This window comes from Proteus sp. PR00208 (assembly GCF_016238545.1).
GTDB lineage: Bacteria > Pseudomonadota > Gammaproteobacteria > Enterobacterales > Enterobacteriaceae > Proteus.
Genome location: NZ_JAEHQE010000021.1, coordinates 1 through 24,758 on the forward strand (window position 1 = coordinate 1; position 24,758 = coordinate 24,758).

A 24,758-nucleotide genomic window follows, 5' to 3' on the forward strand; every position below is an offset into this window, starting at 1 on the left:
AATATTGTGTTTTTTTGTACTTATTTTTCTATGAAAAAAAATAACATATTGATTATTAATAGTTAAATTTAGAGATATTTTAAAGTGTTCGTTTTTGTATATAAAATGTTCTCTTTAGAATAAAAAAGAGTAATTTAGGTAATATGTGAGGATAAAACCCGCATAGCGCAAAAGGCAATGTGGCCATTTTTGCGCTTTAAGAAAGAAGGGGATAATAAGTGATTTATTTGGGAGCAGATAGGCTAGATTGAGTGAAATATTGTTTGTCTTCCCAACGTAAACAAGTGAGATCCCCACCCCAGCAACATCCTGTATCTAACGCATAAATATTATCAGGAGTGCCTTTCCCTTCAAGAGAGGCCCAATGCCCAAATATAATGCTATAGCCTTCAGGTAATTGGCTTGGCAAATCGAACCAAGGCTTTAATGGTGCAGGCGCGTCTTGTGGTTTATCTTTGCAAATCATATCAAGCTGACCATTAGGAAAGCAGTAACGCATACGAGTGAGTGCATTAGTACTAAAGCGTAATCGCGCTAGACCCGAAAGTTCTGGTGACCAGTTGTTTGGTAAATCACCATACATTGAGTTAATAAATAAAGGGTAGCTATCACTACTTAAAATAGCTTCGACTTCACGAGCGCACATTTGGGCTGTTTCTAAATCCCATTGTGGCGTGATCCCTGCGTGAGCCATGATGATTTTTTTGTCTTCATCAACTTGCAATACAGGTTGGCGTCTTAACCAATTAATTAATTCGTCTGCATCTGGCGCATTAAGTAAATCATTCAACTTATCTCTTGGTTTATTGCGGCTAATTTTTGCAAATACACCTAAAAGATGAAGATCATGATTGCCCAAGACGAGTTTAAGTGAAGTCCCTAAGCTTTTTACAAAGCGCAGTACTTCAAGAGAATCAGGGCCTCGTGCAACAAGATCACCCGTTAACCACAATGTGTCTTGTGCTGGATTGAAACTGACTTTATCAAGAAGGTGGCGCAGTTCATGGTAACAGCCATGAATATCACCAATTAAATAAGTTGCCATAGTTAGTTTATCAATGTTGGAAGTGCAAGGCGGAAAACAGGGATCTCTATTTGAAATAATCGACCATCAGTGTCAATCATTTCATAATGACCTTCCATTGTTCCCATTGGTGTTTCAAGAACGGCACCACTGGTATAGCGATATTGTGTGCCAGGTTCAATAAGCGGCTGTTCGCCAACAACACCTTCACCTCGAACTTCAGTGGTATTACCTTGTGCATTGGTGATCAACCAATAGCGGCGCAGGAGGCGAATTGCACATTTATTCAAATTATGAATTGATATGGTATAAGCAAAAACATATCGCTCATCTTCAGGGGAAGATTGGCTTTCAATGTAAACGCTTTGTACCTGTATCGCCACTTTTGATGAGGTAAACATAGTGCCTCCTGTCTCTGGCTTTATCTTATGCTTGTGAGTCTTGCTTTTGCGATAACCAGTTTGCCACTTTGCAGTATTGCTCAACAGAAATATTTTCTGCTCTTGCAGTTGGATCGATATCAAGAGCTATCATATCTTCTGCTGTGAGTAATCCACCTAAGCTATTACGTAGTGTTTTACGGCGTTGATTGAATGCTTGAGCGGTAATACGGCTAAGCATTGTAATATCCGTTACTGGGTATGGCTTTTCTTTGTAAGGGATCAAGCGAACAACCGCTGAATCAACTTTAGGTGCCGGTTTAAATGAAGTTGGTGGAACTTCAAGTACAGGGATGATTTGGCAATAATATTGCGCCATCACACTTAGGCGACCATAAGTTTTGCTGCCGTGACCAGCAACAAGGCGATTGACCACTTCTTTTTGCAACATAAATGTCATGTCAGAAATTGCGTCAGCAAAACTGAATAAGTGGAACATGAGTGGTGTAGAAATGTTATAAGGCAAGTTACCAAAAACACGCAGAGGCTGCTGACGCTCTTTTGCTAATTGCGCAAAATCAATCGTCATAGCATCTTGCTGAATAATGGTCAGCTTGTCTTTTAATGTAGGATGAACTTCTAAACGAGCGGCTAAATCACGGTCAATTTCTACAACCGTCATTTTATCCATTCTTGCGCCTACTGGCTCTGTAATTGCACCTAAACCAGGACCAATTTCAACAATGGCTTCACCAGGTTGAGGATAAATGGATTCAACAATACTTTCAATAATATAGCTGTCTGTTAAAAAGTTCTGCCCGAAGCGTTTGCGGGCAAAGTGCCCCTGATGGACTCTATTATTCATTACAATTTTGTATCATATTAATGGCTAAATTTAATGCGGTGCAAAAACTGCCAGCATCTGCGCTTTTCGTACCTGCAAGCTCAAGGGCGGTGCCATGATCAACAGAAGTACGGATAAAAGGAAGGCCGAGAGTTATATTCACGGCACGACCGAAACCTTCGTATTTTAGCACAGGTAATCCCTGATCGTGATACATCGCAAGTACCGCATCAGCATGTGTTAAATATTTAGGTTGGAATAAGGTATCAGCAGGATAAGGACCATGAAGATGAATGCCTTGCTGACGTAATTGTGTTAATGCAGGCTCAATAATATCAATTTCTTCACGTCCCATATGACCGCTTTCCCCTGCATGAGGATTAAGGCCACAAACATAAATTTGAGGTTCTGCTATACCAAATTTGGTTTTTAAATCGTGGTTTAAAATAGTGATAATTTCATGCAGAAGCTCACCTGTAATTGCATCCGCCACATCTCGTAATGGTAAATGTGTGGTTGCTAATGCGACTCTTAATGTATCTGTCGCCAGCATCATAACGACACGTTCACAGTGGCTACGATCAGCAAAAAATTCGGTGTGTCCTGTAAAATGCACACCTGCATCATTGATAATGCCTTTATGAACTGGTCCAGTCACGAGTGCCGAAAACTCACCATTTAGGCAACCATCACAAGCACGAGCTAATGTTTCTACAACGTATAAACCATTGCGTGCATCTAATGTACTTGGAATGACATTAGTGTGAAGTGCAATTGGGAGTACATAAATTTGGCTTGGTGTGTGTATTTGAGGTGGCGTAGCAGGATCGTATTCAACTAATGAAAGAGGCAGGTTTAACAATTCTGCTCTTGTTTTAAGTAACTGAGGATCAGCACAAACAACCCAAGGTAAATCCCAACTCATTTGTGCTAATGAGATAATAAGGTCAGGACCAACCCCGGCTGGTTCGCCGGGGGTGATAACAAGTGGTTTTATTTGCTTAGTTTGCATTATTCTCGTTCATTATTTTCACATAAGCCCCTACTCGTAGCTCTTGCATCCAGTTTTGTACTTCTTCATTAAATTTACGGTTGAAGAGTAAACGGTATGCTTGTTCTTTATTCGCGGCATCTGTTTTATCAACACTACGTGTGTCTTCTAATTCAATTAAATGCCAGCCAAAGTTTGAGCGAACAGGTTGGCTTAATTCGTTTTTATTTAAGCGCATCAACGCATCACGGAATGCCGGATCGTAAACATCAGGCATTGACCATCCTAACTCACCGCCGCGTAATGCTGAACCTGGATCTTCAGAGTACTCTTTTGCTGCATCAGCAAAGGTTATTTTACCACTGCGAATATCGGCAGAGATCTGCTGTAACTTGGCATAGGCTTGCTCATCATTCATGATTGGCGAGCTTTTTAGCAGAATATGACGGCTTTTCACTTCTGTAACAGAAAGGGTATTAGAACCACCACGAATATCGTTTACTTTGATAATGTGTAAGCCAACACCAGAGTGAAGAGGCCCTACGATTTGGCCTTTTTGCGCATTTGCTAATTCTTTTGCAAATAGTGTTGGTAATTCATCAATAGATGCCCAACCCATATTACCGCCATTTAAAGCTTGTGGATCAGCAGAATAAGTTGCAGCCAATTTACCGAAATCCGCACCATTTTTAAGCTGATTCATAATGCGAGCAATGACTTGCTTTGCTTTTTCCATTTCTGCTGGCGCAGGATTTTCTGATAATGGAATTAAGATATGGCTCAGGTTTAGATCAACACTTTGGCTTGCTTGACCTTCAATTTGCTTCGCAAGAGAATCAACTTCTTGAGGCAAAATAGTAATACGGCGACGCACTTCATTGTTGCGAACTTCAGCTAGCATCATCTCTTTACGGATATCTTGTCGATATTCGTTATAAGAAATCCCATCGCCAGCAAGACGCTTTTTCAGTTGCTCAAGAGAGAGTTTATTTTCAGCAGCAATACCCTGAATTGTAGATTCTACTGCGGCATCAGGAATATCAATTTGCATTTGCTGTGCCATTTGCAAAATGATGTTATCCATCACCAAACGCTCTAGAATTTGTTGGCGAAGAACTTGCTCATCAGGCATCTCTTGTCCCGCATTTTTTGCGTTCATTTTGACTGTCTGTAGCATTCTATTGACGTCACTTTCTAGAACGACACCGTTATTGACAATCGCCGATACACGGTTTAATTCTTGAGCAGCAAATGTTGTTGAGCTGGTGGCTGCACCGACCGTGATCATTAAGCCGATAAACAGCGTTTTCCAATTTTTCATAAGTTTCCCATTATGTATTTTCCGCATCTTATTGCGGGGTGACATATTTATTCAGCCAATTCCGTAGTCTGATTAAATCAGAATGCTCTTTGATAAGGTAAGATACCGCGTTCAAGCATTTTCTGGCTACCCAAACTATGATTGTTACTTAGGCCTCTGAGTTCCACATTGACAGACCATTTATTATCAATATCGCTGTGGTCAACTTTCCAGCCAACAATTTTCCGTTCATAACCCACATTCACAGCCCAGCAACAGGTGTTGTATTGTAGACCAACCATTTGGCTAACAGGCTCTGATTCTTTGGTATCAAAGTAATAAGCACCCACAAGTCCCCAACGCTCTGCTAATGGCCAGCTTCCTACGACACCGACTTGTGAAATACCTTTTTGGTATTCAGGAAGTTTATTAATACCACCATCATAAGGGCGAACACGCGTGGCTTGGATATAGTCACGATCAACATAACGATAGCTTAACTGTAGAAGATGATCGCTATCTGCGCGATATTCCATAATCGCATCGCCCATTGAGACGCTACCTAAGCGACGGTCATATTGTAAACCACCACGCATACCTACAGTATCTGTGATCCGCCAGTAGGCATCACCCGCCCATACCATTGAACCTGTTTCATCTTTGCTATTAATAATCTCATTACCAATAGAAGAAGGACCTGTTCTTGGACGCTCAAAGAAGTAGATTTGACCTACAGAAACGTTAAAACGTTCAACTAATTCGCTATCATAAAAACGCGAAGTTACACCCGTGGTTAATTGGTTTGCAGAAGCAATGCGGTCTAAACCACCATACATTCTATCGCGGAAAAGTCCGCCATAGTTTGATTGTAATAATGCGGAGTCAAAGTTATTGATATTAGACTGATCTTTATAAGGAACATAAAGATATTGCACACGAGGTTCGAGGGTTTGAGTAATATCATTGGTTTGATATTGGCGCTCGAAAACCACTTTCATATCAGATTTAAACTGTGGCAATACACGATTAACGCTGTCATCTAATTGGTTAGGATATCTTTTCTTATAAGCCTCAGGAATGTCCTGATCGTAATGAGTTGCCATCACTTTCAGTTCATTATTAAAGCTTGCCCAACCTGTTGATGCAGGCAGTGAGATCGTTGGCTCAATATGGAAACGATTTGCTTCAGGGGTGTTATCTCCCACACTGGTAAAGCGAACAAATTGAGCGTAAGTACGGAAATCAAACGGCCCGATATCATTCTTATAATAATTGAGATCAAGTTGTGGCTCTGCACGATAAGCCCTTGCATCTTTATTATCAGAGAAGACTTGGAACTGTTTGGTTGTTAATGTGGCATTCCAGTTCTGTTGCGCATAACCCGTACTAAATTTCTGAGTTGCATAACCATCTGTGGTGTTACCATATTGAGAGGTGAAATCAGTGAAGTACTTGTTATCACTTACTTTTGTGTAATCGATATTAAATCGCCACACATTGTTCATGACGCCACTATGTCCCCAGTAGAATAACCAACGTGTTGCAGAATCACGAGGAAGATAGCCAGCTTTATTTTCTTCTTTATCTTTATTGTATTGGCTATCGTGATTAATCCAATCAACGGCAATCGTACCGCTACCTGGAGTCGTTAAATAACGGAATTCATTATCTAATTTTAAACCACGACGGCTGATATAGTTAGTCGTAATGGTCGCATCATAATTAGGAGCTATATTCCAATAGTAAGGGAGTTGGAAATCAAATCCAGAGCTACGGGAATAGCTTCCGTTAGGAATTAAGAAACCAGAACGGCGTTTATCACCAATTGGTAATTGAAGATAAGGGCTATAAAAGATAGGCACATTGGCGACACGAAAACGCGCATTCCAAATTTCAGCGACTTGCTCTTCACGGTCTAAAATAACCTCTGAGCCAACAACGCTCCAGCTATCATCTCCTGGTAAACAAGAGGTGAACATGCCTTTATCCATAATGGTATAGCGGTTTTCGCCACGCATTTGCATTTTATCTGCGTAACCACGGCCTTGACGGCCAACCATTTGGTAATCACCTTGCTCAATATCCGTATCTTTATTATTAAGATTAGACCAAGCACGCGGGCCTTTTAAGATGATTTGAGGATCATCATAAGACACATTTCCCGTTGCTGTGACCATTCTTAATGGTGTTTCTCCCTCAGTCTGTGTCAGTTCAACACTGTCGGCACTTAAGGTTTGGTTTCCCTGTTTAATATCAACATCACCTTTATATTTGACCATGCGAGGATATTCACCTTGCATATCATTTGCAGTGATGGTGACGGGCAAGCTGTTAGGATCGCCTTGTACTAATGGTTTGTTATAAACAGGAACTCCCAGTAAACATTGGGAGGCAAGATCAGCATAAGCAGGCTGACCGTATATTGTGGCCCAAACTAGGGTGGCCAGCAGTGTGGGATAACTTTTTTTCATAAGTATTTATGTGCTTCCGTCATCAGTGGCTTCGTGCTGATAAACAGCGAGAAACTAACGCAGGGAGTTATGCGACACCAGCCCAACGTTCTGAACATTGTTCTAACGGTAACCGAAAAATAGGCGTATGCCTCATTTTTTCGATGTTTCTGTGTTGAAATAGGGTTATAGCCTTATTAGAAACAAAAAAACACCGCGCTGATGCGGTATTTCGTGCTGTATAACAACGCTAAAGTTATTCGTTTGGTCACTCATTTTACTTTAACACAATTTAAACGAAAACAGCATTACCTCTGTCCAAAGAGAAACAGTAAATCTCTTCATTTTAAGAAAAAGTCTATTTAGAGGTTGCTTGGTGTTAGGTGTGCAAGCAAATGAATAGTATGATAATGCAAAATTGCAGTCAGAGCATTGAAGATTTGAGGAGTCTATGCGCTATTGGGGAAAATTATTAGGCCTTACCATTGGTAGTTTTGCAGGAATAGGCTTTTGGGGCATTGTTATTGGTGTTTTTCTTGGGCACCTCTATGACATGCAACGAAGTAAATTAGGAAGTGGTGGGCGCTATACGCGTGATAGACAAGCTTTTTTCTTTGCCGCAACCTTTCAAGTTTTAGGCCATCTGACAAAATCAAAAGGGCGAGTGACTCAAACCGATATCTCTCTTGCCAGCGAATTAATGGATCGCATGAATCTGCATGGTGTTGGTCGCCAAGCCGCGCAACAAGCTTTTAGAGAAGGCAAATCACCCGATTTTCCATTAAGAGCCACATTGCAACGTGTTCGGCAAATTTGTGTTGGGCGCCGTGACTTACTTCAGATGTTTCTGGAAATCCAATTACAAGCTGCTTTTGCAGATGGTCAACTGCATCCAAATGAAAGAAAAATGTTGTTTATCATTATCGATGAGCTAGGTTTTTCTCGTGCGCATTTTGAACATATATTAGCAATGATGCAGGCTGGTCAGAATTTTCATTATCAAAATGGACAGGGTTATCAGCCCCAACCTCAAGGTCCAACGCTCTCTGATGCGTGTAAGGTACTTGGCGTCGATGAGAATGATGATGTTAAAACCATAAAAAGAGCTTATAGAAAATTGATGGGAGAACATCATCCGGATAAACTTGTAGCGAAAGGTTTACCGCCAGAAATGATGGAAATCGCAAAACAAAAAGCACAGTCTATACAAGTTGCTTACGATTTGATTAAAAAAGAAAAAGGATTTCGTTAACATCTTGTAAAAGAAGATGAGAAAAGAGAGAATTATTCCGTGATAGAGATAACTTAGACTGAGTTGAGTTTATTATTTATCACGGTAAAATATAAGTGAAATTTAATTATTTCATTCTCTCTTCTCTTAAAAAAGGAACTATATCCATGTCAAACGTCCGTGTTCTTGTTGGGGTTATGGGATTAGCGCTTTGCCTGCTCCTTGCTTCATTGAGTTCAGTGACTGTTTTAGTGTCATAAGACACTAAAAATCGGCAAGGCATTCAAAATGTATCGGGGATCGAAAAGCAGGATGCGTAATAAATAATTCCTGAGCATGTAACTGCAGGCGAGGCGCCATCGCTCTTGCCTGTGGGTGTGCATAAAAGCGATCCCCAAGAATTGGATGCCCCAACGCTAGCATATGTACCCGCAATTGATGTGAACGCCCAGTAATTGGTGAGAGTTTCACTCTTGTCGCATTCTCTTCATATTCCAACACTTCATAAAAAGTTTGCGCCGCTTTCCCTGTTTCATGACAGACTTTTTGTTTTGGTCGATTAGGCCAATCACAAATCAAAGGTAAATCAACCAAACCCTCTTCTTTTTCTATATGTCCCCAAACGCGTGCGATATAGGTTTTTTTGGGTTCACGTTCACGAAATTGACGCTTTAGTTCACGCTCTGCTTCTTTATTTAGTGCAACAACAATAACGCCACTGGTTGCCATATCAAGGCGATGCACACATTCAGCATTAGGAAATTCAGCTTTAATGCGCGACATAATACTGTCGTTATGCTCTGGCGCTTTGCCCGGTACTGACAGTAATCCGCTGGGTTTATTGACGGCAATAATATGCTCATCTTGATATAAAACATGTAACCAAGGATCTGTCGGCGGGTTATACACTTCCATCATGGTGGATATCTCATCAAAACAACGGGGAGTAAAATACTCCCCGCTTTAACGGTGATTATTGGTGGGTAACAACAATGAGGCGAATTGAATCTAAACGCCACGTTGCTTCATCTAAATGGTTAAGAATATGAGCACGTTCATTTTCAATTGCTTCGACTTCATCATCACGAATATTTGGGTTTACCGCACGTAAAGCTTCTAAGCGCGACAATTCATGAGTCAGCACGCGATCCGCTTCTTCTTTCGCTTTTTGGATAAGTCCTTTCGCTTCAACTTCCATTAATGGTTCAGAAGCTTTAAGTACATGGTGGACTTCACTTTGTACCGCATTGACCAGTTTGCTCGAAGTATGACGATTAACCGCATTTAATTGGCGATTAAAGCTTTCAAACTCAACTTGAGATGCAAGATTATTACCTTTCAGATCAAGTAATAAGCGAACTGGTGTTGCCGGTAAGAAACGACTTAAGTGAAGATGTTTAGGCGCTTGCGCTTCGACCACATAAATCAGTTCCACTAACAGCGTTCCCACTGGCAATGCTTTATTTTTTAGTAAAGAAACGGCACAACTTCCTGTATCGCCAGACAAAATTAAATCTAAGCCATTACGGATAATTGGGTGTTCCCAACTAATAAATTGGGTATCTTCACGAGATAATGCTTGCTCTCTATTAAATGTGATGGTGCAACCATCTTGCGGTAATCCTGGGAAATCAGGCACTAACATATGATCGGATGGCGTTAAAATAATTAAGCTATCACTGCGATCTTCTTGATTAATACCGACGATATCAAATAAGTTCAGTGCAAAGTTCACTAACTCAGGATCGTTATCTTGCGCTGCAATTTCACCCGCTAATTCAACACCAACTTCACCACCGTTAGAATGCATTTCTAATAGGCGGTCGCGACCTTGCTCAAGTTTGAGCTTCATTTCATCATGTTGTTTACGACAAGCAGCGATAAACTCGTCAAAGTCCGCTAATTCATTAGGTTGCGCAAGGTAATTGACGAGAGCATCATATTTGCTGTCATAAATAGTACGACCTGTTGGACAAGTATGCTCAAAGGCATCTAAGCCTTCGTGATACCAACGCAATAATACGGATTGAGCCGTACCTTCAAGATAAGGAATGCTAATATCAATGTCGCGATTTTGACCAATTCGATCGAGGCGACCAATACGTTGTTCTAGTAAATCAGGGTTAAATGGCAGATCAAACATAACCAGTTGATTAGCAAACTGGAAGTTACGTCCTTCAGAGCCGATTTCTGAACATAGTAGAACTTGCGCGCCTTCTTCTTCAGACGCGAAATAAGCAGCTGCACGGTCGCGTTCAAGTAATGACATACCTTCGTGGAAGACTGCCGCGCGAATACCTTCACGCTCACGTAAAACTTGTTCTAATTGCAGTGCGGTTGCTGCTTGAGCACAAATTACCAGTACTTTTTCATTACGATTGGCAGTTAAGAAACCCAGTAACCATTCAACACGAGGGTCAAAGTTCCACCATGTTGCATTTTCACCTTCGAATTCTTGGTAAATACGTTCAGGGTAGAGCATCTCTTTTGCACGAACTTCGAGGTTCTTTTTCGCTGCCATAATTTCAGCCACTTTAATTGCGGTTTGATATTGTGTTGGCAGTGGCATTTTTATCGCGTGAAGTAAGCGATTCGGGAAACCTTTAACACCAGAACGAGTGTTACGGAATAACAAACGACCTGTTCCGTGTCTGTCCATTAGCATATGGATAAGTTCTTGGCGGGATTTAGTACGTTCTTCACCTTGGGTATTTGCCGCTTTCAGTAATGGCTCAACATCTTGCTCGCTGATCATTTCACTGATGATATTTTGTTGTTCGGTATTTAAATCATCTTCTGATAGCAAAATAGTGACAGCATCAGCAACAGGGCGATATTTTTGTTGCTCATTAATAAATTCGTTATAGTCATGGAAACGGCTTGGATCGAGCAGACGTAAACGGGCAAAGTGGCTTTCTTGACCTAATTGCTCAGGGGTTGCGGTTAATAGCAATACCGAAGGAATAGATTCAGCTAATTCTTCAATTACTTGATATTCACGGCTTGGAGCATCTTCACTCCAAACAAGGTGATGAGCTTCATCGACAACTAACATATCCCATGTTGCTTCAACCAAGTGTTCAAAACGTTGTTTGTTTTTACGCACAAAATCTAAAGAGCAGATGATCATCTGTTCTGTTTCAAATGGATTATCGCTATCTAATAAAGATTCGCTATAACGGCTATCATCAAACAGTGAGAAACGGAGGTTGAAACGGCGTAACATTTCAACTAACCACTGATGTTGTAAGCTTTCAGGCACAATAATCAACACGCGCTCAGCACGACCATCCATTAATTGTTGATGGATAATCATACCAGCTTCAATCGTTTTACCTAAACCCACTTCATCAGCTAATAATACACGAGGGTTATGACGTTTACCCACTTCATTGGCGATATAAAGCTGATGAGGAATAAGGCTTGCGCGGATACCACGTAAACCACTTTGTGCTTGCTTAAACTGCTCGCTCATAAACTTACGAGCGCGGTAGCGTAATGCAAAGCGATCCATACGGTCGATTTGACCTGCAAAAAGGCGATCTTGAGGCTTATTAAAAGTGAGTTTGTTATCTAAGAACACTTCACGTAATTGTGCAGGCTCTTCAGTGTCTAAACGTACACCCTGATAGATAAGTAGGCCGTTATCTTCTACAACGTTATCGATGGCGAGTTTCCAGCCTTCGTGACTGGTGACGGTATCCCCTGCATTGAACATCACCCGCGTTATTGGTGCATCATGACGGGAGTAAAGGCGGTTTTCGCCACAGGCAGGAAAAAGTAAGGTAACCATGCGGGCATCAATTGCCACAACAGTACCCAGTCCAAGCTCGCTTTCAGTATCGCTAATCCAACGTTGACCAAGAGTAAAAGGCATATATATAAACTCAGCTCTCAAATATATAATTTAGGAATTATTAATGAATGCAGTATTGCGGTGTTGTCATTAAAATCTGCGGGATAAAAAGTGCTTGTTCCTTGAACAAAGAAAAGCTAATTATCACCAAAGGGGCGTTATGTTAATAGATGCAAAGCAAACCGTCACCTGCAAAATGACACAACTTAAAATGAGAGTGTCATTTGCCCATTTAACAAGGTTGAAAAATCATCTTGTATAAAAGGTAGGATTGCATCTGCAATAGGCATTAATTGCTTATTGATATAGTGCTCATAATCAGGTGCAGTGGTAATGTGCTCTAATGGCTCAGGCCCCAAGAGGGTAATTATATAACTAATCCAACCGCCTTGCTGATATTGTTGAGGTCTATTTTGGGATAAATTATATTCATCCGCCTTACGTGCTGCTTTGACGTGAGGGGGGACGTGGTGCTGATATTCTGATAATTTTCGACGTAATCTTTTACGATACACTAATCTCTCATCATATTTTCCCGCAAGCGTATCCGCAACATAATCACGAATAAACTGCTGATAAGGTTGCTGATGAAAAATGCGTGTATAAAGCTCTTGTTGAAATTTTTGAGCAAGGGGAGTCCAATCTGTTCTGACGGTTTCTAATCCTTTAAATACCATTTTATCATTGCTGAGTCCGGCGTAGCGTTTCTTGCTACCCGTTTCCATACCTCGGATGGTAGGCATTAAAAAGCGGCGGTAATGGGTTTCGTATTCTAGTTCTAATTTGCAATCTAGTTGGTAGTTTTCAAAGAGATGTGTTTTCCACCATTGATTTACCTCTTGTACTAATTGATACCCAATCTGTTGTGCTTGTTGTTCTGTGTGAGGTGACTTCAGCCAAACAAAGGTTGAATCCGTATCGCCATAAATAACTTGATAACCTTTGGCCTCAATTAATTCTCGTGTTTTTTTCATAATTTCATGACCTCGTAGCGTAATGGAAGACGCTAAACGAGGATCAAAAAAGCGACAACCCACAGAGCCTAAAACACCATAAAAAGCATTCATAATGATTTTGAGCGCTTGAGAGAGCGGGGCATTTTTATGTAATTTGGCATTATCTCTTTCATGCCAAATTTGCGACACAATAGCGGGTAAACAGTGCAGTTCTCGTGAAAATCGTGCTTGGCGAAATCCAGAAATAGAAAACTTTTCGTCAGGTTGGTGCATTCCTTCAATCATTCCTACTGGATCGATTAAAAAAGTACGAATAATAGAGGGATAAAGGCTTTTGTAATCAAGCACAACAACAGAATCATATAAGCCGGGAGCAGAATCCATCACAAAGCCACCGGGGCTATGCTCTTCAGGTTTTTCACCTTGATTAGGCGCGACATATCCAATGCGATGCATTGAGGGTAAGTAGAGGTGAGTAAAAGCCGCGACAGAGCCACCGCTTCTATCAACTGAAAGCCCTGTAACACAGGCTCTTTCTAATAAGAATGCCATAAGAGATGTCGCATCAAAGATACGGTTCACTAAGACACAATCTTGCCAATTATAATAAGCCAGTGCAGGTTTATCTTCTTTAAAGCGCCGATTAATTTCATCCATTCTGGCATAAGGTGTATCAATGGCTTTACCTTCACCTAACAGTGTTTGAGCAACCGATTCGAGGCTAAAAGAGGGAAAATTCCACGTCGCCATTTTCAATGCTTCAATGCCATCGATAATTAAACGACCTTGAGCCGATGCAAAAAAATGTCCTTTTTTAAATCCATGCTCACGCCATTCTAACGGGCTATTTTGACGACCTAATAATAAACTGACGCCATACCGTTGGGCATGCGTGTACAAAATACGTAGATCGAATTGAATTAAATTCCAACCAATAATGGCATCGGGATCATAGTGTTGTATCCATTCATTTAGCTTTTCAATTAAACGTAATCGGCTACTGACATAACATAAACGATAGCCTTGAAATTGTTGGCTTTCACACTCTGCGGGCAACTCATCAGTAAGCATAAACACCACATTATCGCCACAACCTGCAAGCCCAATGGAGTAAAGTTCACCAAACTCACTGGTTTCAATATCCAAAGACACGGTTCGAAGCGTTGGGCGATAATCAGGAGCGGGTTTTAATGTAGCAATATTATTTTGTTGATAACGAAACCAGACTGGTGCGGTGATAAAGCGCTCCATCATATAACGTTCATGTGGGCGGATATCCGCTTCATAAAGTCGGATGTGATGCTCTTTAAGTTGTTGCTCAAGTTGAACAAGTTGGCGGTATTGTTTGCAATAAACACCAAAAACGGGCTGTCTTTCGAAATCTTTTAACTCGAGGGGGCGAATTTCAATATCAGGATTTTTATTAACGAGTGAGCGTAAAACAGTTTCATATTGACGGGCAACAAAACCGATAGCACGTTGCATAGGAACAGTCACTTTATGCGGACCATGATCTGTCGCCAGCCAATAAGAGACGACAATACCTTTTGGTGTGTCGCTCCAGTGGCGAGTAAGAATAAAACCTTGTTCCGTATGACCAATCATGAGCACCCAATAAACACAAATAATTTACTAAATATGTGTTTATTATAGTCAATATAGTGGTTATTTATACAGTTAATTTTAGCTAAGATTAATTAAACGGAATACCTAAAATAAGTGATTGATCCACTTTACCATTTATTAGTGATTGTGTATTTCCATCATACACAATCATACCGTTATCAATCACAATCGCTCTTGAGGCGATTTTTGCAGCATCTTCTAAACTATGCGAAACCATCAATAAGGTTAACGTCTTCTCACCACAAAGTTGCTCAAGTAGTGCCAGCATTTCAATGCGTAAAGCGGGATCTAATGCAGAAAAAGGCTCATCGAGTAATAAAATCGGTTGTTCACGTACCAAGCAGCGTGCAATTGCGACACGTTGACGCTGCCCCCCCGATAATTGGGATGGTAAGCGTTCAAGATATTCACTGAGAGCCACTTGTTTAGCGCGATCTTCTAATAGTGCTTTTTGCGCATCAGTCAGTTTTAAACTGGGATTTAACCCTAAACCAATATTCTGTCTGACAGTTAAATGTGGAAATAAGTTATTATCTTGAAATAACATGGAGATAGGACGTTTAGCAGGGACGGTTTTAGTATGGTTTTCACCATTGAGAAAAAGGCTTCCTTTTTCTGACGGTAAAAAACCCGCAATTAAACTGAGTAATGTACTTTTTCCAGCGCCACTGGGGCCTAACACAGCGATACGCTCTCCCGTATTAACGGTTAAATTAAATAAGAGATGTTGGTGTTCATAGGTGTAAGCAAGGTGCTCTAATTTAATCATGAGATTTTCCTGCCAATCGTTCTATTAGGCTAAAAAGAGTGAAGCAAAGTAGCAATAAGATCATGGCGGTCACGGCACCATCTTGAGTGTGATAAGCACCAATTTGCTGATAAAGATAGAAAGGTAAGGTTCTAAAGGTTTCATTACCAAAAAGAGCCACAATACCGAAATCCCCAATAGAAATCACACAAGCAAAAGCAAGGGCTTGTGAAATTGGTTTTTTTAATGCGCGTAATTCTATCCAACGGAGTCGATTTATACCTTGTAAATTGAGCGACTGACACAAAAGACTATAACGTGAAGCGATGTCATTCATTGGATTTTCAAGTACTTTTAATGCATACGGAATAGCAATTAATGCGTTGGTTAAAATGACTAAAACATACGGTGATTCGGGTAATCCAATCGTATTGTTGAATAGAAGGAAAAAGCCTGTTGCCAACACAATCCCCGGCATCGCCAGAATAATCAAACCACTCATTTCCATGGCTTGTCCTGCTTTTTTAAAGTGCCGTAAGCGAAGTTCTCGGCTACTCCATAGCAACATCATCGTTAATACAACACAAACAATACCTGCACCAACCGCAATAATCAGTGAGGTAGTAAACGCCTGCCAAAGTACAGGTTGTTGTATGACACGTATAAATTGACTGTTAAGACCGTCCGTTATTACCGCTAGAATTGGCGGTACTAAAAAGAGGATCGCAAGAGTGATCACTAAACCATCGGTTATTTTGCTAAAGATAGGATCATAGGGATCACGCCAATGTAGCTTTTGACTGCTTCCCACAAAAAGGGTGCCTTTTAGCTTTTGGCTAATAAGCACTAAACCTAAACAACAAAAAAGCTGGATCAACGCTAACAGTGCAGCGCGATGTAAATCGTAGTCATAGTTTAACGCTTGATAAATCGCGAGTTCAACAGTCGTTGCCGCAGGACCTCCGCCTAATGCCAAGACAGTGGCAAAGCTTGCAAAGCAGAGCATAAAAATGAGTGATGCCGTGGGCAGAATTTGACGCCACAAATAGGGAAATTCAAGAAAACGAAAACGTTGCCAGCCATTCATGCCAAGCTGTGAGGCTAATTGGCGTTGTTCTGACGAAATACTTTCGAGTGCTTGTAATAGCATTCGGGTTGCTAACGGCATATTGAAAAAAATATGAGCTAATAGAATGCCTTGCAAACCATAAGGGGTAAATTGGTAGTCGATCCCTAGCCATTCACAAATTTGAGCAATCCATCCCACTCTGCCATAAACCGTTAAAATACCAAAAAGTGCAACTAGAACAGGTAACACAAGACTCATGGCACATAGGCGTAAAAACAGTGTTCGTCCTTTAAATTGGCGTCGATAGAGTGCTTTGGCAAGCCAAATAGCAGGTAATATCGAAAACAGCGCAGATAAAAAGGCTTGCCAAAAAGTAAAGCGGACAACATGCCATAAATATTCATCAGCAAAAATTGAGGTCAGCTCACCACTTGGTGCGTTAAACCACAATGCGCCAAATGACAATAACGCCACAATAAGCAGTAAACCCGAGGCACATAGCCCCGGGATAAGCCATCTTCCCATTAGCGGCTAACCGCAGATTGCCAATTACGAGTCCATGTTTGGCGCTCTTTTGCGACAACATCTGCATCGAATTGCAATGATTTTTCGGGTTTAGTCATCACGGAATAGACGTCAGGTAATGGAATATCAATAACAGGATACATCCAATTGGTTGTAGGAATAGTTTCTTGGAAAGCAGGGGTGAGCATAAATTGCATAAATTGTTGCGCTAATTCAGGTTGTTTGCTCGATTTCAATTTTGCCGCGACTTCGACTTGTAAGTAATGTCCTTCATCGAAAATTGCCGCTGCATAGTTATCTTTTTTATCCGCTAAAATGTGATAACCCGGAGATGATGTGTAACTAAGCACAAAATCACCTTCACCTTTTAAGAATAAGCCATAAGACTCACTCCAACCTTTAGTCACTGTCAGCGTTTTCTCTGACAATTTTTTCCATTCAGAGGCCGTATTTTCAGGATAAAGTGACTGCATCCATAGCATTAAACCCAAACCCGGTGTGCTGGTGCGAGGATCTTGATACAAAATCTTCCACTTTTCTTTGCTATTTAGCAGTTCAGCCATACTTTTGGGCGGATTAGCAATGCGGTTTTTATCATAGATAAAAGCAAAATAACCGTAGTCATAAGGCACAAAGGTATCATCAGCCCATTTTTCAGGTAGGGTGAGTTTTGATGTATCGATATGACTTGGTGCGAAAAGTCCCGTTTCTTTTGCTGCGTGGATCAGATTGTTATCCAAACCCAAAATAATATCAGCCTTACTCTTATCACCTTCCATACGTAAGCGATTAAGCAGAGAAACACCATCAGAAAGGGCAACAAGTTTTAATTCGCAATCACATTGTTGTTCAAACGCTTTTTTTATTGCAGGCCCTGGCCCCCAATCTGCGGTAAATGAATCATAAGTGTAAACAGTCAGTGTGGGTTTTTGTGCTAAGGCTTGAGTTGAAAAAGTGCTCATAATGCCCAGAGCGCCCAGAAGGAAAGTAAAGCGAAGCGATTTAGTTAACACGTTTAGTTCCTCAGTAAAAGTCAGGTAGGATCTGAGGAGTGAGGATGGCAAATCAATGAATATTGCAACATCCTGACTCAAATCCCTACGCCAGTATTAGCTGGATCAGGTTCCACGAGTTTTTCTCAGCCTAAAAAGGCACCCCGTTGAGACTTTCCCATTGTAGATAAATACGCGCGTCGTGCAAAGTCTGTTGATAGAGGTTTACCGTTTGTGGGTAGTATGAAACAATGAGTTATCTTTCAAATTTGGTTATTGAGGTAGTCTAGTGATCGATGATGATGGCTACCGCCCGAATGTAGGGATTGTAATTTGTAATCGGCAAGGGCAAGTGCTTTGGGCTCGTCGCTATGGGCAACATTCATGGCAGTTTCCTCAAGGGGGAATTAATCCTGGAGAATCGCCAGAGCAGGCAATGTACCGAGAGTTGTTCGAAGAAGTTGGGTTAAGTCGCAAGGATGTTAAAATTCTTGCCTCCACACGTAACTGGTTACGTTACAAGTTACCGAAGCGTTTGGTGCGTTGGGACACAAAACCTGTTTGTATTGGACAAAAACAGCGTTGGTTCCTCTTGCAGTTAACAAGTAATGATAAAGACATTAATGTTCAACAAAGCAAAACGCCAGAATTTGATGGCTGGCGTTGGGTGAGTTACTGGTATCCTGTTAGACAAGTCGTCTCTTTTAAACGCGATGTTTATCGACGTGTAATGAAAGAGTTCGCACCCGTAGTCATGCCGTTGCAAGAACAAGTGTCTTTACCTCGTCCATCGTATGGATATCGGCGTAAAAGGTATTAGATAACACTATGCTGACACGTTTGCGAGAAATTGTAGAAAAAGTGGCTATGGCAGCGGGGCTTCCAGAAGCGCTTGAACTCTTAGTCAAGGAAACGTGTCAGGCAATGCACACGGATGTGTGTTCTATTTATCTTGCCGATAAACAACGTAGTTGTTTTTATCTTATGGCGACCAAAGGGTTAAAAAAACCCAGAGGGAGAGCCGTTAGCCTCTCATTTGATGAAGGCGTTGTTGGTGAAGTGGGGCGTCTTTCAGAGCTCATCAACCTCGCTGATATTCGCGAGCATCCTAGCTTTAAATACCTTCCTCAAGTTAAAGAAGATGATCTCCGTGCTTTTCTCGGTGTACCTATTGTCTATCGTCGCCAACTCCTTGGTGTATTAGTCGTTCAGCAAAAAGAGCGTCGCTTATTTAATGAAAGCGAAGAATCTTTTATGGTGACACTGGCGACACAATTAGGTGCAACGTTATCGCAAGTACAAACTAAAGGGCTTTTTGGACAATATCGTCAAAGCCGTATTAAAGCACTTTCGGTTTCGACGGGGGTGGTGATGGCATATGGCTGGCAAGAAGTCGCTCAGCCAATCCTTGAAAATGTATTTAAAGCCAGTGCACTCGATATAAAAGCAGAGCTAAATCGACTCACTGTTGCTTTAGAAGATGCGACAGCAGAATGTCGCCGTTTTAGTAAGCGTTTTATGGCGAATGCACAAAAAGAGAGTGCGGCCATTTTTGATCTCTACTCGCATTTACTTAATGATCCACAGCTTAAACATAAAATGACCGCGATAATCACACAAGGTTATGTCGCAGAATGGGCAGTTAAAGTGGTGGTTGAGAAAGTATCAGCACAATTTTCCAGCCTGAAAGACGGTTATATGCGAGAAAGAGCGTCTGATCTTAAAGCATTAGGACAGCGTTTATTATTCCATTTAGATGATGATCTAAGCTCAACCAATATTTGGCCAGAGCGTTTTATTTTGGTCGCTGATGAATTAAGTGCCAGTTTATTGGCGGAGTTACCAGAGCAACAACTTGCTGGTGTCATTGTTCGAGATGGCGCAACTCACTCACATTCTGCCATTCTTGTTAGGGCGATGGGAATACCCGCGATTATGGGAGCAGATATTCAACCTGAGCTGTTACATAATCGCATGCTTATTCTTGATGGTTATCGTGGTGAAATATTTATTGAGCCAGAGCCTTTTATTACTCAAGAATATAAACAAATTATTGATGAAGAGAGCGTATTAAGCCAAATCGCAGAAGATCAACTTGAACAGCAAGCGGTTTTAAAAAACGGTGAAGCAGTTAGCGTTCAATTGAATGCGGGATTAAATATAAAATATGAGCAACGCATTAGTGTGGGAATAGATGGTGTGGGTTTATATCGCACCGAAATACCTTTTATGTTGCAAAGCGGTTTTCCCTCTGAAGATGAACAAAAAAACCGTTATCGTGAAATTCTCTCTTTTTTTCCAGATAAACCCGTTGTATTGCGCGCTTTAGACATTGGTGCTGATAAGCAACTTCCTTATATGCCAATTAATGAGGAAAATCCCTGCTTAGGTTGGAGAGGAATAAGAATATTGCTCGATCAACCTGAAATCTTCCTTATTCAGCTACATGCAATGCTAAAAGCAAATCTCGAATTTAAAAATTTGAAAATATTGTTGCCGATGGTGACAAGTCTTGATGAAATCGACGAAGCAAGAACATTGCTGCTACGAGCATGTGATGAAGTTAGTCGAGAAATAAAGTGTGAGTGTGTTCCACCACCGTTAGGCATCATGCTTGAAGTTCCTTCGTTGGTGTTTATGCTGTCACAATTAGCCAATCGGGTTGATTTTATCTCTGTTGGAACAAACGATTTGACTCAGTATTTACTTGCTGTCGATCGTAATAATACCCATGTAGCATCACTCTATGATAATTTACATCCTGCGTTATTGCGTTCACTGAATTTGATTGCAACACAATGCCAATATTATCAGTTGCCAGTGAGTGTTTGTGGTGAAATGGCGGGTACGCCAATAGGGGCATTGCTGTTAATAGGGCTCGGTTTTAGGCAGTTAAGCATGAGTGGTCGTAGTTTACCTAGGGTAAAATACTTATTGCGCCATCTTGATCCGGTGATGTTACAGCCTTTTATGCAACAGGTGTTGCAAGCTGAAACCACAACAGAAATCAAAAAATTGTCTTCTGAATTTATGGAACGGCAAGGATTAGGTGGATTAATTCGCGGAGGTATCTAGCAGACCTTCGTATAAGCCTTTTCTATGTTGGTAATAAATAACCAGCACAGAAATTATTGATTAAGTGAAGTAGGGAATAATGAGTATAAGCTACCTTAAATTTCCAGAGATTGATCCCGTTATGTTCTCTATCGGGCCTGTGTCACTACACTGGTACGGTATGATGTATTTAGTTGGGTTTGTCTTTGCCTTATGGCTTGCAAATCGCCGAGCTGCAAAACCGAATAGTGGTTGGAATAAAAATGAAGTTGAAACATTACTTTATGTCGGTTTTGTGGGGGTATTTATCGGTGGTCGTTTAGGTTATGTTTTATTTTATAACCTACCTGTCTTTTTAAATGATCCTCTTTACCTCTTTAAAGTGTGGGATGGCGGAATGTCGTTCCATGGCGGTTTAATTGGGGTCATTTGTGCCATGATTTGGTTTGCTAAACGCACTAAACGTAAATTTTTCCAAGTGGCAGACTTTGTTGCACCGTTAATTCCATTTGGATTAGGGCTAGGCCGTATTGGTAACTTTATCAATGGCGAATTATGGGGACGTGTCACATTAGATACACCTTGGGCGTTCTTATTCCCAACCTCGCGTTCTGCGGATCTCCAGCTTGTTGCTCAAGATCCAACAACGTTACTGCCTATTATTCAAGAATATGGTGTTTTACCTCGTCATCCCTCTCAGCTTTATGAAATGCTGTTAGAAGGCGTGGTGTTATTTATTATTCTGAATATTTTTGTGCGTAAAAGTCGTCCTGTCGGAAGTGTGTCGGGTCTATTCCTGATTGGTTATGGCGCATTCCGTATTATTGTTGAATTCTTCCGTCAACCAGACGCACAACTAGGATTATTTGGTGGTGTGAGTATGGGGCAAATACTTTCAATTCCAATGATTCTGTTGGGTATTATTTTTATGGTATGGGCTTATCGTCAAGATAAAAAAACGGCACAAAACCCAACATCTGCTCACAAATAGTGTGAGATAAATTTTTTATTATTAGCTAATTAACAAGAGAGACAACATGAAGCAGTATCTGGCATTGTGTCAACGCATTATCGATGAAGGGCAATGGATTGATAATAAACGGACAGGAACCCGTTGTTTAACGGTGATTAATGCCGATCTGGAATATGATGTTGCGAATAACCAATTTCCGCTGATAACAACACGAAAAAGTTTTTATAAAGCGGCCATTGCAGAACTGTTAGGGTATTTACGTGGCTATGACAATGCCGCTCAATTTCGTGAAATTGGTTGCAATACATGGAATGCCAATGCAAATGAAAATGGTGCATGGTTAAATAACCCTCATCGTAAAGGCGAAGACGATATGGGGCGTGTTTATGGCGTTCAAGGACGTCAATGGCAACGCCCTGATGGTTCTCATTTTGATCAATTACGTAAAGTGGTAGATGACCTGACTAAAGGTATCGATGATCGTGGTGAAATCGTAACGTTCTATAATCCGGGTGAAACGGAACTGGGTTGTTTACGCCCTTGTATGCATACGCATACCTTTTCACTTGTGGGTGATACGCTTTATTTAACCTCTTATCAGCGCAGTTGTGATGTGCCGCTAGGTTTGAATTTCAACCAAATTCAGTGCTTTGTTTTATTGGCGCTGGTGGCTCAAATTACAGGGCATAAGCCGGGTAAAGCATTTCATAAGATAATCAATGCACATATCTATGAAAATCAATTACCTCTAATGCGTGATGTGCAGTTAAAAAGAGAGCCATTACCGTTACCAACATTACATATCAATCCAAAAATCAAAACGTTGGAAGATATTGAAACTTGGGTAACAACGGATGATTTTACTGTTGAAGGTTATCAATGCCATGAAGCAATAAAATATCCATTTACAGTTTAGTTTATTCCTTGCTTTAAAGGCCTCTGTTTAGCAATAAACAGGGGCTTTTTTCATTTTTACCCTTATTTTGTATTTATTCTGAAAATACGGTTATTGCGTTGTTGTTCGAAAAAAACACTTTCCTTTATTTACCTTTAAATGTTTTGTCTGCATTCTCGCAGTAGGTTAAAAGGAGAAATAAATGAACAATAACATGGATATAAGCCTAAGTAGGGCACATCAGCAAGAGGGCGAATTTGGTATAAGCTTACTTGAAATATTGGTTGTGATGATGATAGTTTCTATTTTAAGCTATTTATCAATTCCTGCTTATCAGCATTTTACTTACCAGCGTCAGTTACTGCATAGCGTGCGTGAAACCATTGCTTTTCTTTCTTATCAGCAACAACAAGCTCTATTATTTAATGTAAGAATTAAAATTACGCTTTTGTTATCACCAAATAATAAAATAATTGCGACTCCTCTTCATTCTCGCCATTTATCAGAGCAACAAGATATTTTTCAATTAGCTTCAGGCATTCAACTTAAGCAATCAACAGTTTCAAACTTTACGTTTGGTGGAATTCGTCAAACGTTAAAACCCATGAGCTTTGTTCTTCACAGTGTAGAAGGCGAAGTGAAAATTATTATTTCATCATTAGGCAGAATAAGAGCATGTAGTCAGAGCATGAAGGCATTTCCATCATGTTGAAACGATCTGGAATTTCATTTTCGTCTGGCATGATGTTGATGGAATGCCTTTTTGCTATCGCGATAAGTGGGGTTTTATTTCTATGTATCAGTCGGGCTTATCCTCAAATAATGAACACACTGATCTATTCTTACCAACAATACCAGTTAGATATTTTTTTAAGAGAACGGTTATTGGTGTTAGAAGCACAATTAAGACGCACAGGGTATTGTTATGACAGTTGTGTTAATACGTTGAAGCCAAACGGCTTGGCTGAGTCTTCTTTAAAGATAGGACAATACCCCCTTCAAGAGAAAAACTCCTGCGTTATTTTTGCTTACGACATAAACAGCAATGGCAAATGGGAACCGCCTTCTTCAAAAGAGAGTGATTATTTTGGATACCGTCTTAAAAATGGACAACTAGAACAACGAAGAGGAGTCAAAGATTGCGCCTCTTCAGGATGGCAACGTTTTTTTGAGAGTAATGAAATTGAGGTGACTGAATTTACTTTGCGTTCTTATTCAAAGCCCCATTTAATAAAAGGGATGTCTCTTTTTTATCTTTCAGTTTCTTTAAAATTTCATTTAAAACAAAATCATAAAGTGAAGTCGCATTATCAAAATATCATGCGTTTAAGGAATGTGACCTTGTTATGAATACCGATTTTACATATAGAAAAGATGAACAGGGGTTTGCAAGTTTATTGATGGTAATGGGTTTTGTTGTGATGAGTTTATTTGTACTTGGAAACTTTGCTTATCATTACAGGCAGTCTCAACAAATAGTGATGCAAGAGTTACAAGCACGACAGGCTTTTTTATTTGCTGAATCTGCATTGCAGTGGGGGATTGCACTTAATTGGGATCTTTCATCAACTCGATTAAATAAATGGCAATGTCATACTTTTCATGCAAATCCTAAAATAAAAAGCTGCCTACTTTTGCTCTCTCTAGATAAGGGCTTACTTCAAGGACAAGCAGAAAGCTTAAAAGGTTATAAAATATATCATTACCAATGGGTTAGTATCTTAAAGGATAAAAATAGAACAATAACTATTCATCCAAGCGGATGGCTAGATTATTGCCCATTAGTGCATAAGGAGTGTGTGTTATAGATAATATTCAAAATAAATCAGAAAGTGGCTCTATAT

The 24,758-nt window shown here is 40.5% G+C and carries 20 protein-coding genes and 1 riboswitch; of the genes, 8 read left to right on the top strand and 12 right to left on the bottom strand.

All coding sequences use genetic code 11. The features are described from left to right. Window positions 1-223 precede the first annotated feature (223 nt). Genes apaH through lptD form a run of 6 tightly spaced genes read right to left on the bottom strand, consistent with a single transcriptional unit; the run spans window position 224 to window position 7,010 of the window. Window positions 224-1,045: a bis(5'-nucleosyl)-tetraphosphatase (symmetrical) ApaH gene (gene apaH / locus JEP36_RS13880; RefSeq protein WP_198620961.1), complete on the bottom strand. Its 822-nt coding sequence runs from the start codon at window positions 1,043-1,045 to the stop codon at window positions 224-226. 2 nt (window positions 1,046-1,047) lie between these two features. Further along, complete coding sequence (gene apaG / locus JEP36_RS13885) at window positions 1,048-1,425, bottom strand: Co2+/Mg2+ efflux protein ApaG (RefSeq protein WP_006535978.1); 378 nt, start codon at window positions 1,423-1,425, stop codon at window positions 1,048-1,050. A 25-nt stretch (window positions 1,426-1,450) separates the two neighbouring features. Next, a complete protein-coding gene (gene rsmA / locus JEP36_RS13890; protein ID WP_156734007.1) occupies window positions 1,451-2,269 on the bottom strand; it encodes a 16S rRNA (adenine(1518)-N(6)/adenine(1519)-N(6))-dimethyltransferase RsmA in 819 nt (272 codons plus the stop codon). Next, window positions 2,262-3,260, bottom strand: a complete 999-nt coding sequence (gene pdxA / locus JEP36_RS13895; RefSeq protein ID WP_198620960.1) for a 4-hydroxythreonine-4-phosphate dehydrogenase PdxA — start codon at window positions 3,258-3,260, stop codon at window positions 2,262-2,264. The genes rsmA and pdxA overlap by 8 nt, the downstream gene beginning before the upstream one ends. After that, on the bottom strand, window positions 3,250-4,587 hold the full coding sequence (gene surA, locus JEP36_RS13900; RefSeq protein WP_198620959.1) for a peptidylprolyl isomerase SurA: 1,338 nt from the start codon (window positions 4,585-4,587) through the stop codon (window positions 3,250-3,252). Before surA ends, pdxA begins: the two co-directional genes overlap by 11 nt. Window positions 4,588-4,637: 50 nt before the next feature. Further along, window positions 4,638-7,010 (bottom strand): LPS assembly protein LptD, encoded by a 2,373-nt coding sequence (gene lptD / locus JEP36_RS13905; protein WP_198620958.1) that lies wholly within the window; start codon window positions 7,008-7,010, stop codon window positions 4,638-4,640. Window positions 7,011-7,440: 430 nt separating this feature from the next. Between lptD and djlA the strand changes: the two genes are divergently transcribed. Beyond that, the gene (gene djlA / locus JEP36_RS13910; protein WP_023582748.1) at window positions 7,441-8,241 is read left to right on the top strand and encodes a co-chaperone DjlA; all 801 of its coding nucleotides are present in this window, start codon (window positions 7,441-7,443) and stop codon (window positions 8,239-8,241) included. 243 nt (window positions 8,242-8,484) lie between these two features. On the opposite strand, the gene rluA is transcribed toward djlA, so the two are convergent. The 6 genes from rluA to thiB all read right to left on the bottom strand — a co-directional run bounded on the left by rluA (window position 8,485) and on the right by thiB (window position 17,962). After that, window positions 8,485-9,138: a bifunctional tRNA pseudouridine(32) synthase/23S rRNA pseudouridine(746) synthase RluA gene (gene rluA / locus JEP36_RS13915; protein WP_072064290.1), complete on the bottom strand. Its 654-nt coding sequence runs from the start codon at window positions 9,136-9,138 to the stop codon at window positions 8,485-8,487. Window positions 9,139-9,193: 55 nt separating this feature from the next. Beyond that, window positions 9,194-12,097 (bottom strand): RNA polymerase-associated protein RapA, encoded by a 2,904-nt coding sequence (gene rapA, locus JEP36_RS13920; protein WP_198630359.1) that lies wholly within the window; start codon window positions 12,095-12,097, stop codon window positions 9,194-9,196. A 185-nt stretch (window positions 12,098-12,282) separates the two neighbouring features. After that, window positions 12,283-14,637 (bottom strand): DNA polymerase II, encoded by a 2,355-nt coding sequence (locus tag JEP36_RS13925; RefSeq protein ID WP_198630360.1) that lies wholly within the window; start codon window positions 14,635-14,637, stop codon window positions 12,283-12,285. A gap of 88 nt (window positions 14,638-14,725) precedes the next feature. After that, on the bottom strand, window positions 14,726-15,427 hold the full coding sequence (gene thiQ / locus JEP36_RS13930) for a thiamine ABC transporter ATP-binding protein ThiQ (RefSeq protein ID WP_198620955.1): 702 nt from the start codon (window positions 15,425-15,427) through the stop codon (window positions 14,726-14,728). Next, the gene (thiP, locus tag JEP36_RS13935; protein ID WP_198630361.1) at window positions 15,420-17,000 is read right to left on the bottom strand and encodes a thiamine/thiamine pyrophosphate ABC transporter permease ThiP; all 1,581 of its coding nucleotides are present in this window, start codon (window positions 16,998-17,000) and stop codon (window positions 15,420-15,422) included. The genes thiQ and thiP overlap by 8 nt, the downstream gene beginning before the upstream one ends. Next, a complete protein-coding gene (gene thiB / locus JEP36_RS13940; protein ID WP_198620965.1) occupies window positions 17,000-17,962 on the bottom strand; it encodes a thiamine ABC transporter substrate binding subunit in 963 nt (320 codons plus the stop codon). Before thiB ends, thiP begins: the two co-directional genes overlap by 1 nt. Before the next feature lie 115 nt (window positions 17,963-18,077). Continuing rightward, window positions 18,078-18,169: riboswitch (TPP riboswitch) on the bottom strand. Between the two features lie 112 nt (window positions 18,170-18,281). Here thiB and rppH point away from each other — a divergent pair. The 7 genes from rppH to JEP36_RS13975 all read left to right on the top strand — a co-directional run bounded on the left by rppH (window position 18,282) and on the right by JEP36_RS13975 (window position 24,722). Beyond that, the gene (gene rppH / locus JEP36_RS13945) at window positions 18,282-18,812 is read left to right on the top strand and encodes an RNA pyrophosphohydrolase (RefSeq protein ID WP_036934096.1); all 531 of its coding nucleotides are present in this window, start codon (window positions 18,282-18,284) and stop codon (window positions 18,810-18,812) included. Window positions 18,813-18,820: 8 nt separating this feature from the next. Further along, on the top strand, window positions 18,821-21,067 hold the full coding sequence (ptsP, locus tag JEP36_RS13950; RefSeq protein ID WP_198630362.1) for a phosphoenolpyruvate--protein phosphotransferase: 2,247 nt from the start codon (window positions 18,821-18,823) through the stop codon (window positions 21,065-21,067). A 79-nt stretch (window positions 21,068-21,146) separates the two neighbouring features. After that, a complete protein-coding gene (gene lgt / locus JEP36_RS13955) occupies window positions 21,147-22,037 on the top strand; it encodes a prolipoprotein diacylglyceryl transferase (RefSeq protein ID WP_109373089.1) in 891 nt (296 codons plus the stop codon). A 46-nt stretch (window positions 22,038-22,083) separates the two neighbouring features. After that, window positions 22,084-22,935, top strand: a complete 852-nt coding sequence (locus JEP36_RS13960) for a thymidylate synthase (protein ID WP_198626198.1) — start codon at window positions 22,084-22,086, stop codon at window positions 22,933-22,935. Window positions 22,936-23,116: 181 nt separating this feature from the next. Continuing rightward, window positions 23,117-23,626 (top strand): potassium:proton antiporter, encoded by a 510-nt coding sequence (locus JEP36_RS13965; RefSeq protein WP_232797586.1) that lies wholly within the window; start codon window positions 23,117-23,119, stop codon window positions 23,624-23,626. After that, the gene (locus JEP36_RS13970; RefSeq protein ID WP_198626197.1) at window positions 23,620-24,264 is read left to right on the top strand and encodes a prepilin peptidase-dependent protein; all 645 of its coding nucleotides are present in this window, start codon (window positions 23,620-23,622) and stop codon (window positions 24,262-24,264) included. The genes JEP36_RS13965 and JEP36_RS13970 overlap by 7 nt, the downstream gene beginning before the upstream one ends. Then, window positions 24,261-24,722: a DUF2509 family protein gene (locus tag JEP36_RS13975; RefSeq protein ID WP_198630363.1), complete on the top strand. Its 462-nt coding sequence runs from the start codon at window positions 24,261-24,263 to the stop codon at window positions 24,720-24,722. The genes JEP36_RS13970 and JEP36_RS13975 overlap by 4 nt, the downstream gene beginning before the upstream one ends. The last annotated feature ends 36 nt before the right edge of the window (window positions 24,723-24,758 follow it).

What these genes read in the sequence shown, in the direction of transcription:
- apaH (WP_198620961.1), bottom strand. Translation starts at nt 1,045, where the DNA reads ATGGCAACTTATTTAATTGGTGATATTCATGGCTGTTACCATGAACTG.
- apaG (WP_006535978.1), bottom strand. Translation starts at nt 1,425, where the DNA reads ATGTTTACCTCATCAAAAGTGGCGATACAGGTACAAAGCGTTTACATT.
- rsmA (WP_156734007.1), bottom strand. Translation starts at nt 2,269, where the DNA reads ATGAATAATAGAGTCCATCAGGGGCACTTTGCCCGCAAACGCTTCGGG.
- pdxA (WP_198620960.1), bottom strand. Translation starts at nt 3,260, where the DNA reads ATGCAAACTAAGCAAATAAAACCACTTGTTATCACCCCCGGCGAACCA.
- surA (WP_198620959.1), bottom strand. Translation starts at nt 4,587, where the DNA reads ATGCGGAAAATACATAATGGGAAACTTATGAAAAATTGGAAAACGCTG.
- lptD (WP_198620958.1), bottom strand. Translation starts at nt 7,010, where the DNA reads ATGAAAAAAAGTTATCCCACACTGCTGGCCACCCTAGTTTGGGCCACA.
- djlA (WP_023582748.1), top strand. Translation starts at nt 7,441, where the DNA reads ATGCGCTATTGGGGAAAATTATTAGGCCTTACCATTGGTAGTTTTGCA.
- rluA (WP_072064290.1), bottom strand. Translation starts at nt 9,138, where the DNA reads ATGATGGAAGTGTATAACCCGCCGACAGATCCTTGGTTACATGTTTTA.
- rapA (WP_198630359.1), bottom strand. Translation starts at nt 12,097, where the DNA reads ATGCCTTTTACTCTTGGTCAACGTTGGATTAGCGATACTGAAAGCGAG.
- JEP36_RS13925 (WP_198630360.1), bottom strand. Translation starts at nt 14,637, where the DNA reads ATGATTGGTCATACGGAACAAGGTTTTATTCTTACTCGCCACTGGAGC.
- thiQ (WP_198620955.1), bottom strand. Translation starts at nt 15,427, where the DNA reads ATGATTAAATTAGAGCACCTTGCTTACACCTATGAACACCAACATCTC.
- thiP (WP_198630361.1), bottom strand. Translation starts at nt 17,000, where the DNA reads ATGGGAAGATGGCTTATCCCGGGGCTATGTGCCTCGGGTTTACTGCTT.
- thiB (WP_198620965.1), bottom strand. Translation starts at nt 17,962, where the DNA reads ATGAGCACTTTTTCAACTCAAGCCTTAGCACAAAAACCCACACTGACT.
- ptsP (WP_198630362.1), top strand. Translation starts at nt 18,821, where the DNA reads ATGCTGACACGTTTGCGAGAAATTGTAGAAAAAGTGGCTATGGCAGCG.
- lgt (WP_109373089.1), top strand. Translation starts at nt 21,147, where the DNA reads ATGAGTATAAGCTACCTTAAATTTCCAGAGATTGATCCCGTTATGTTC.
- JEP36_RS13960 (WP_198626198.1), top strand. Translation starts at nt 22,084, where the DNA reads ATGAAGCAGTATCTGGCATTGTGTCAACGCATTATCGATGAAGGGCAA.
- JEP36_RS13965 (WP_232797586.1), top strand. Translation starts at nt 23,117, where the DNA reads ATGAACAATAACATGGATATAAGCCTAAGTAGGGCACATCAGCAAGAG.
- JEP36_RS13970 (WP_198626197.1), top strand. Translation starts at nt 23,620, where the DNA reads ATGTTGAAACGATCTGGAATTTCATTTTCGTCTGGCATGATGTTGATG.
- JEP36_RS13975 (WP_198630363.1), top strand. Translation starts at nt 24,261, where the DNA reads ATGAATACCGATTTTACATATAGAAAAGATGAACAGGGGTTTGCAAGT.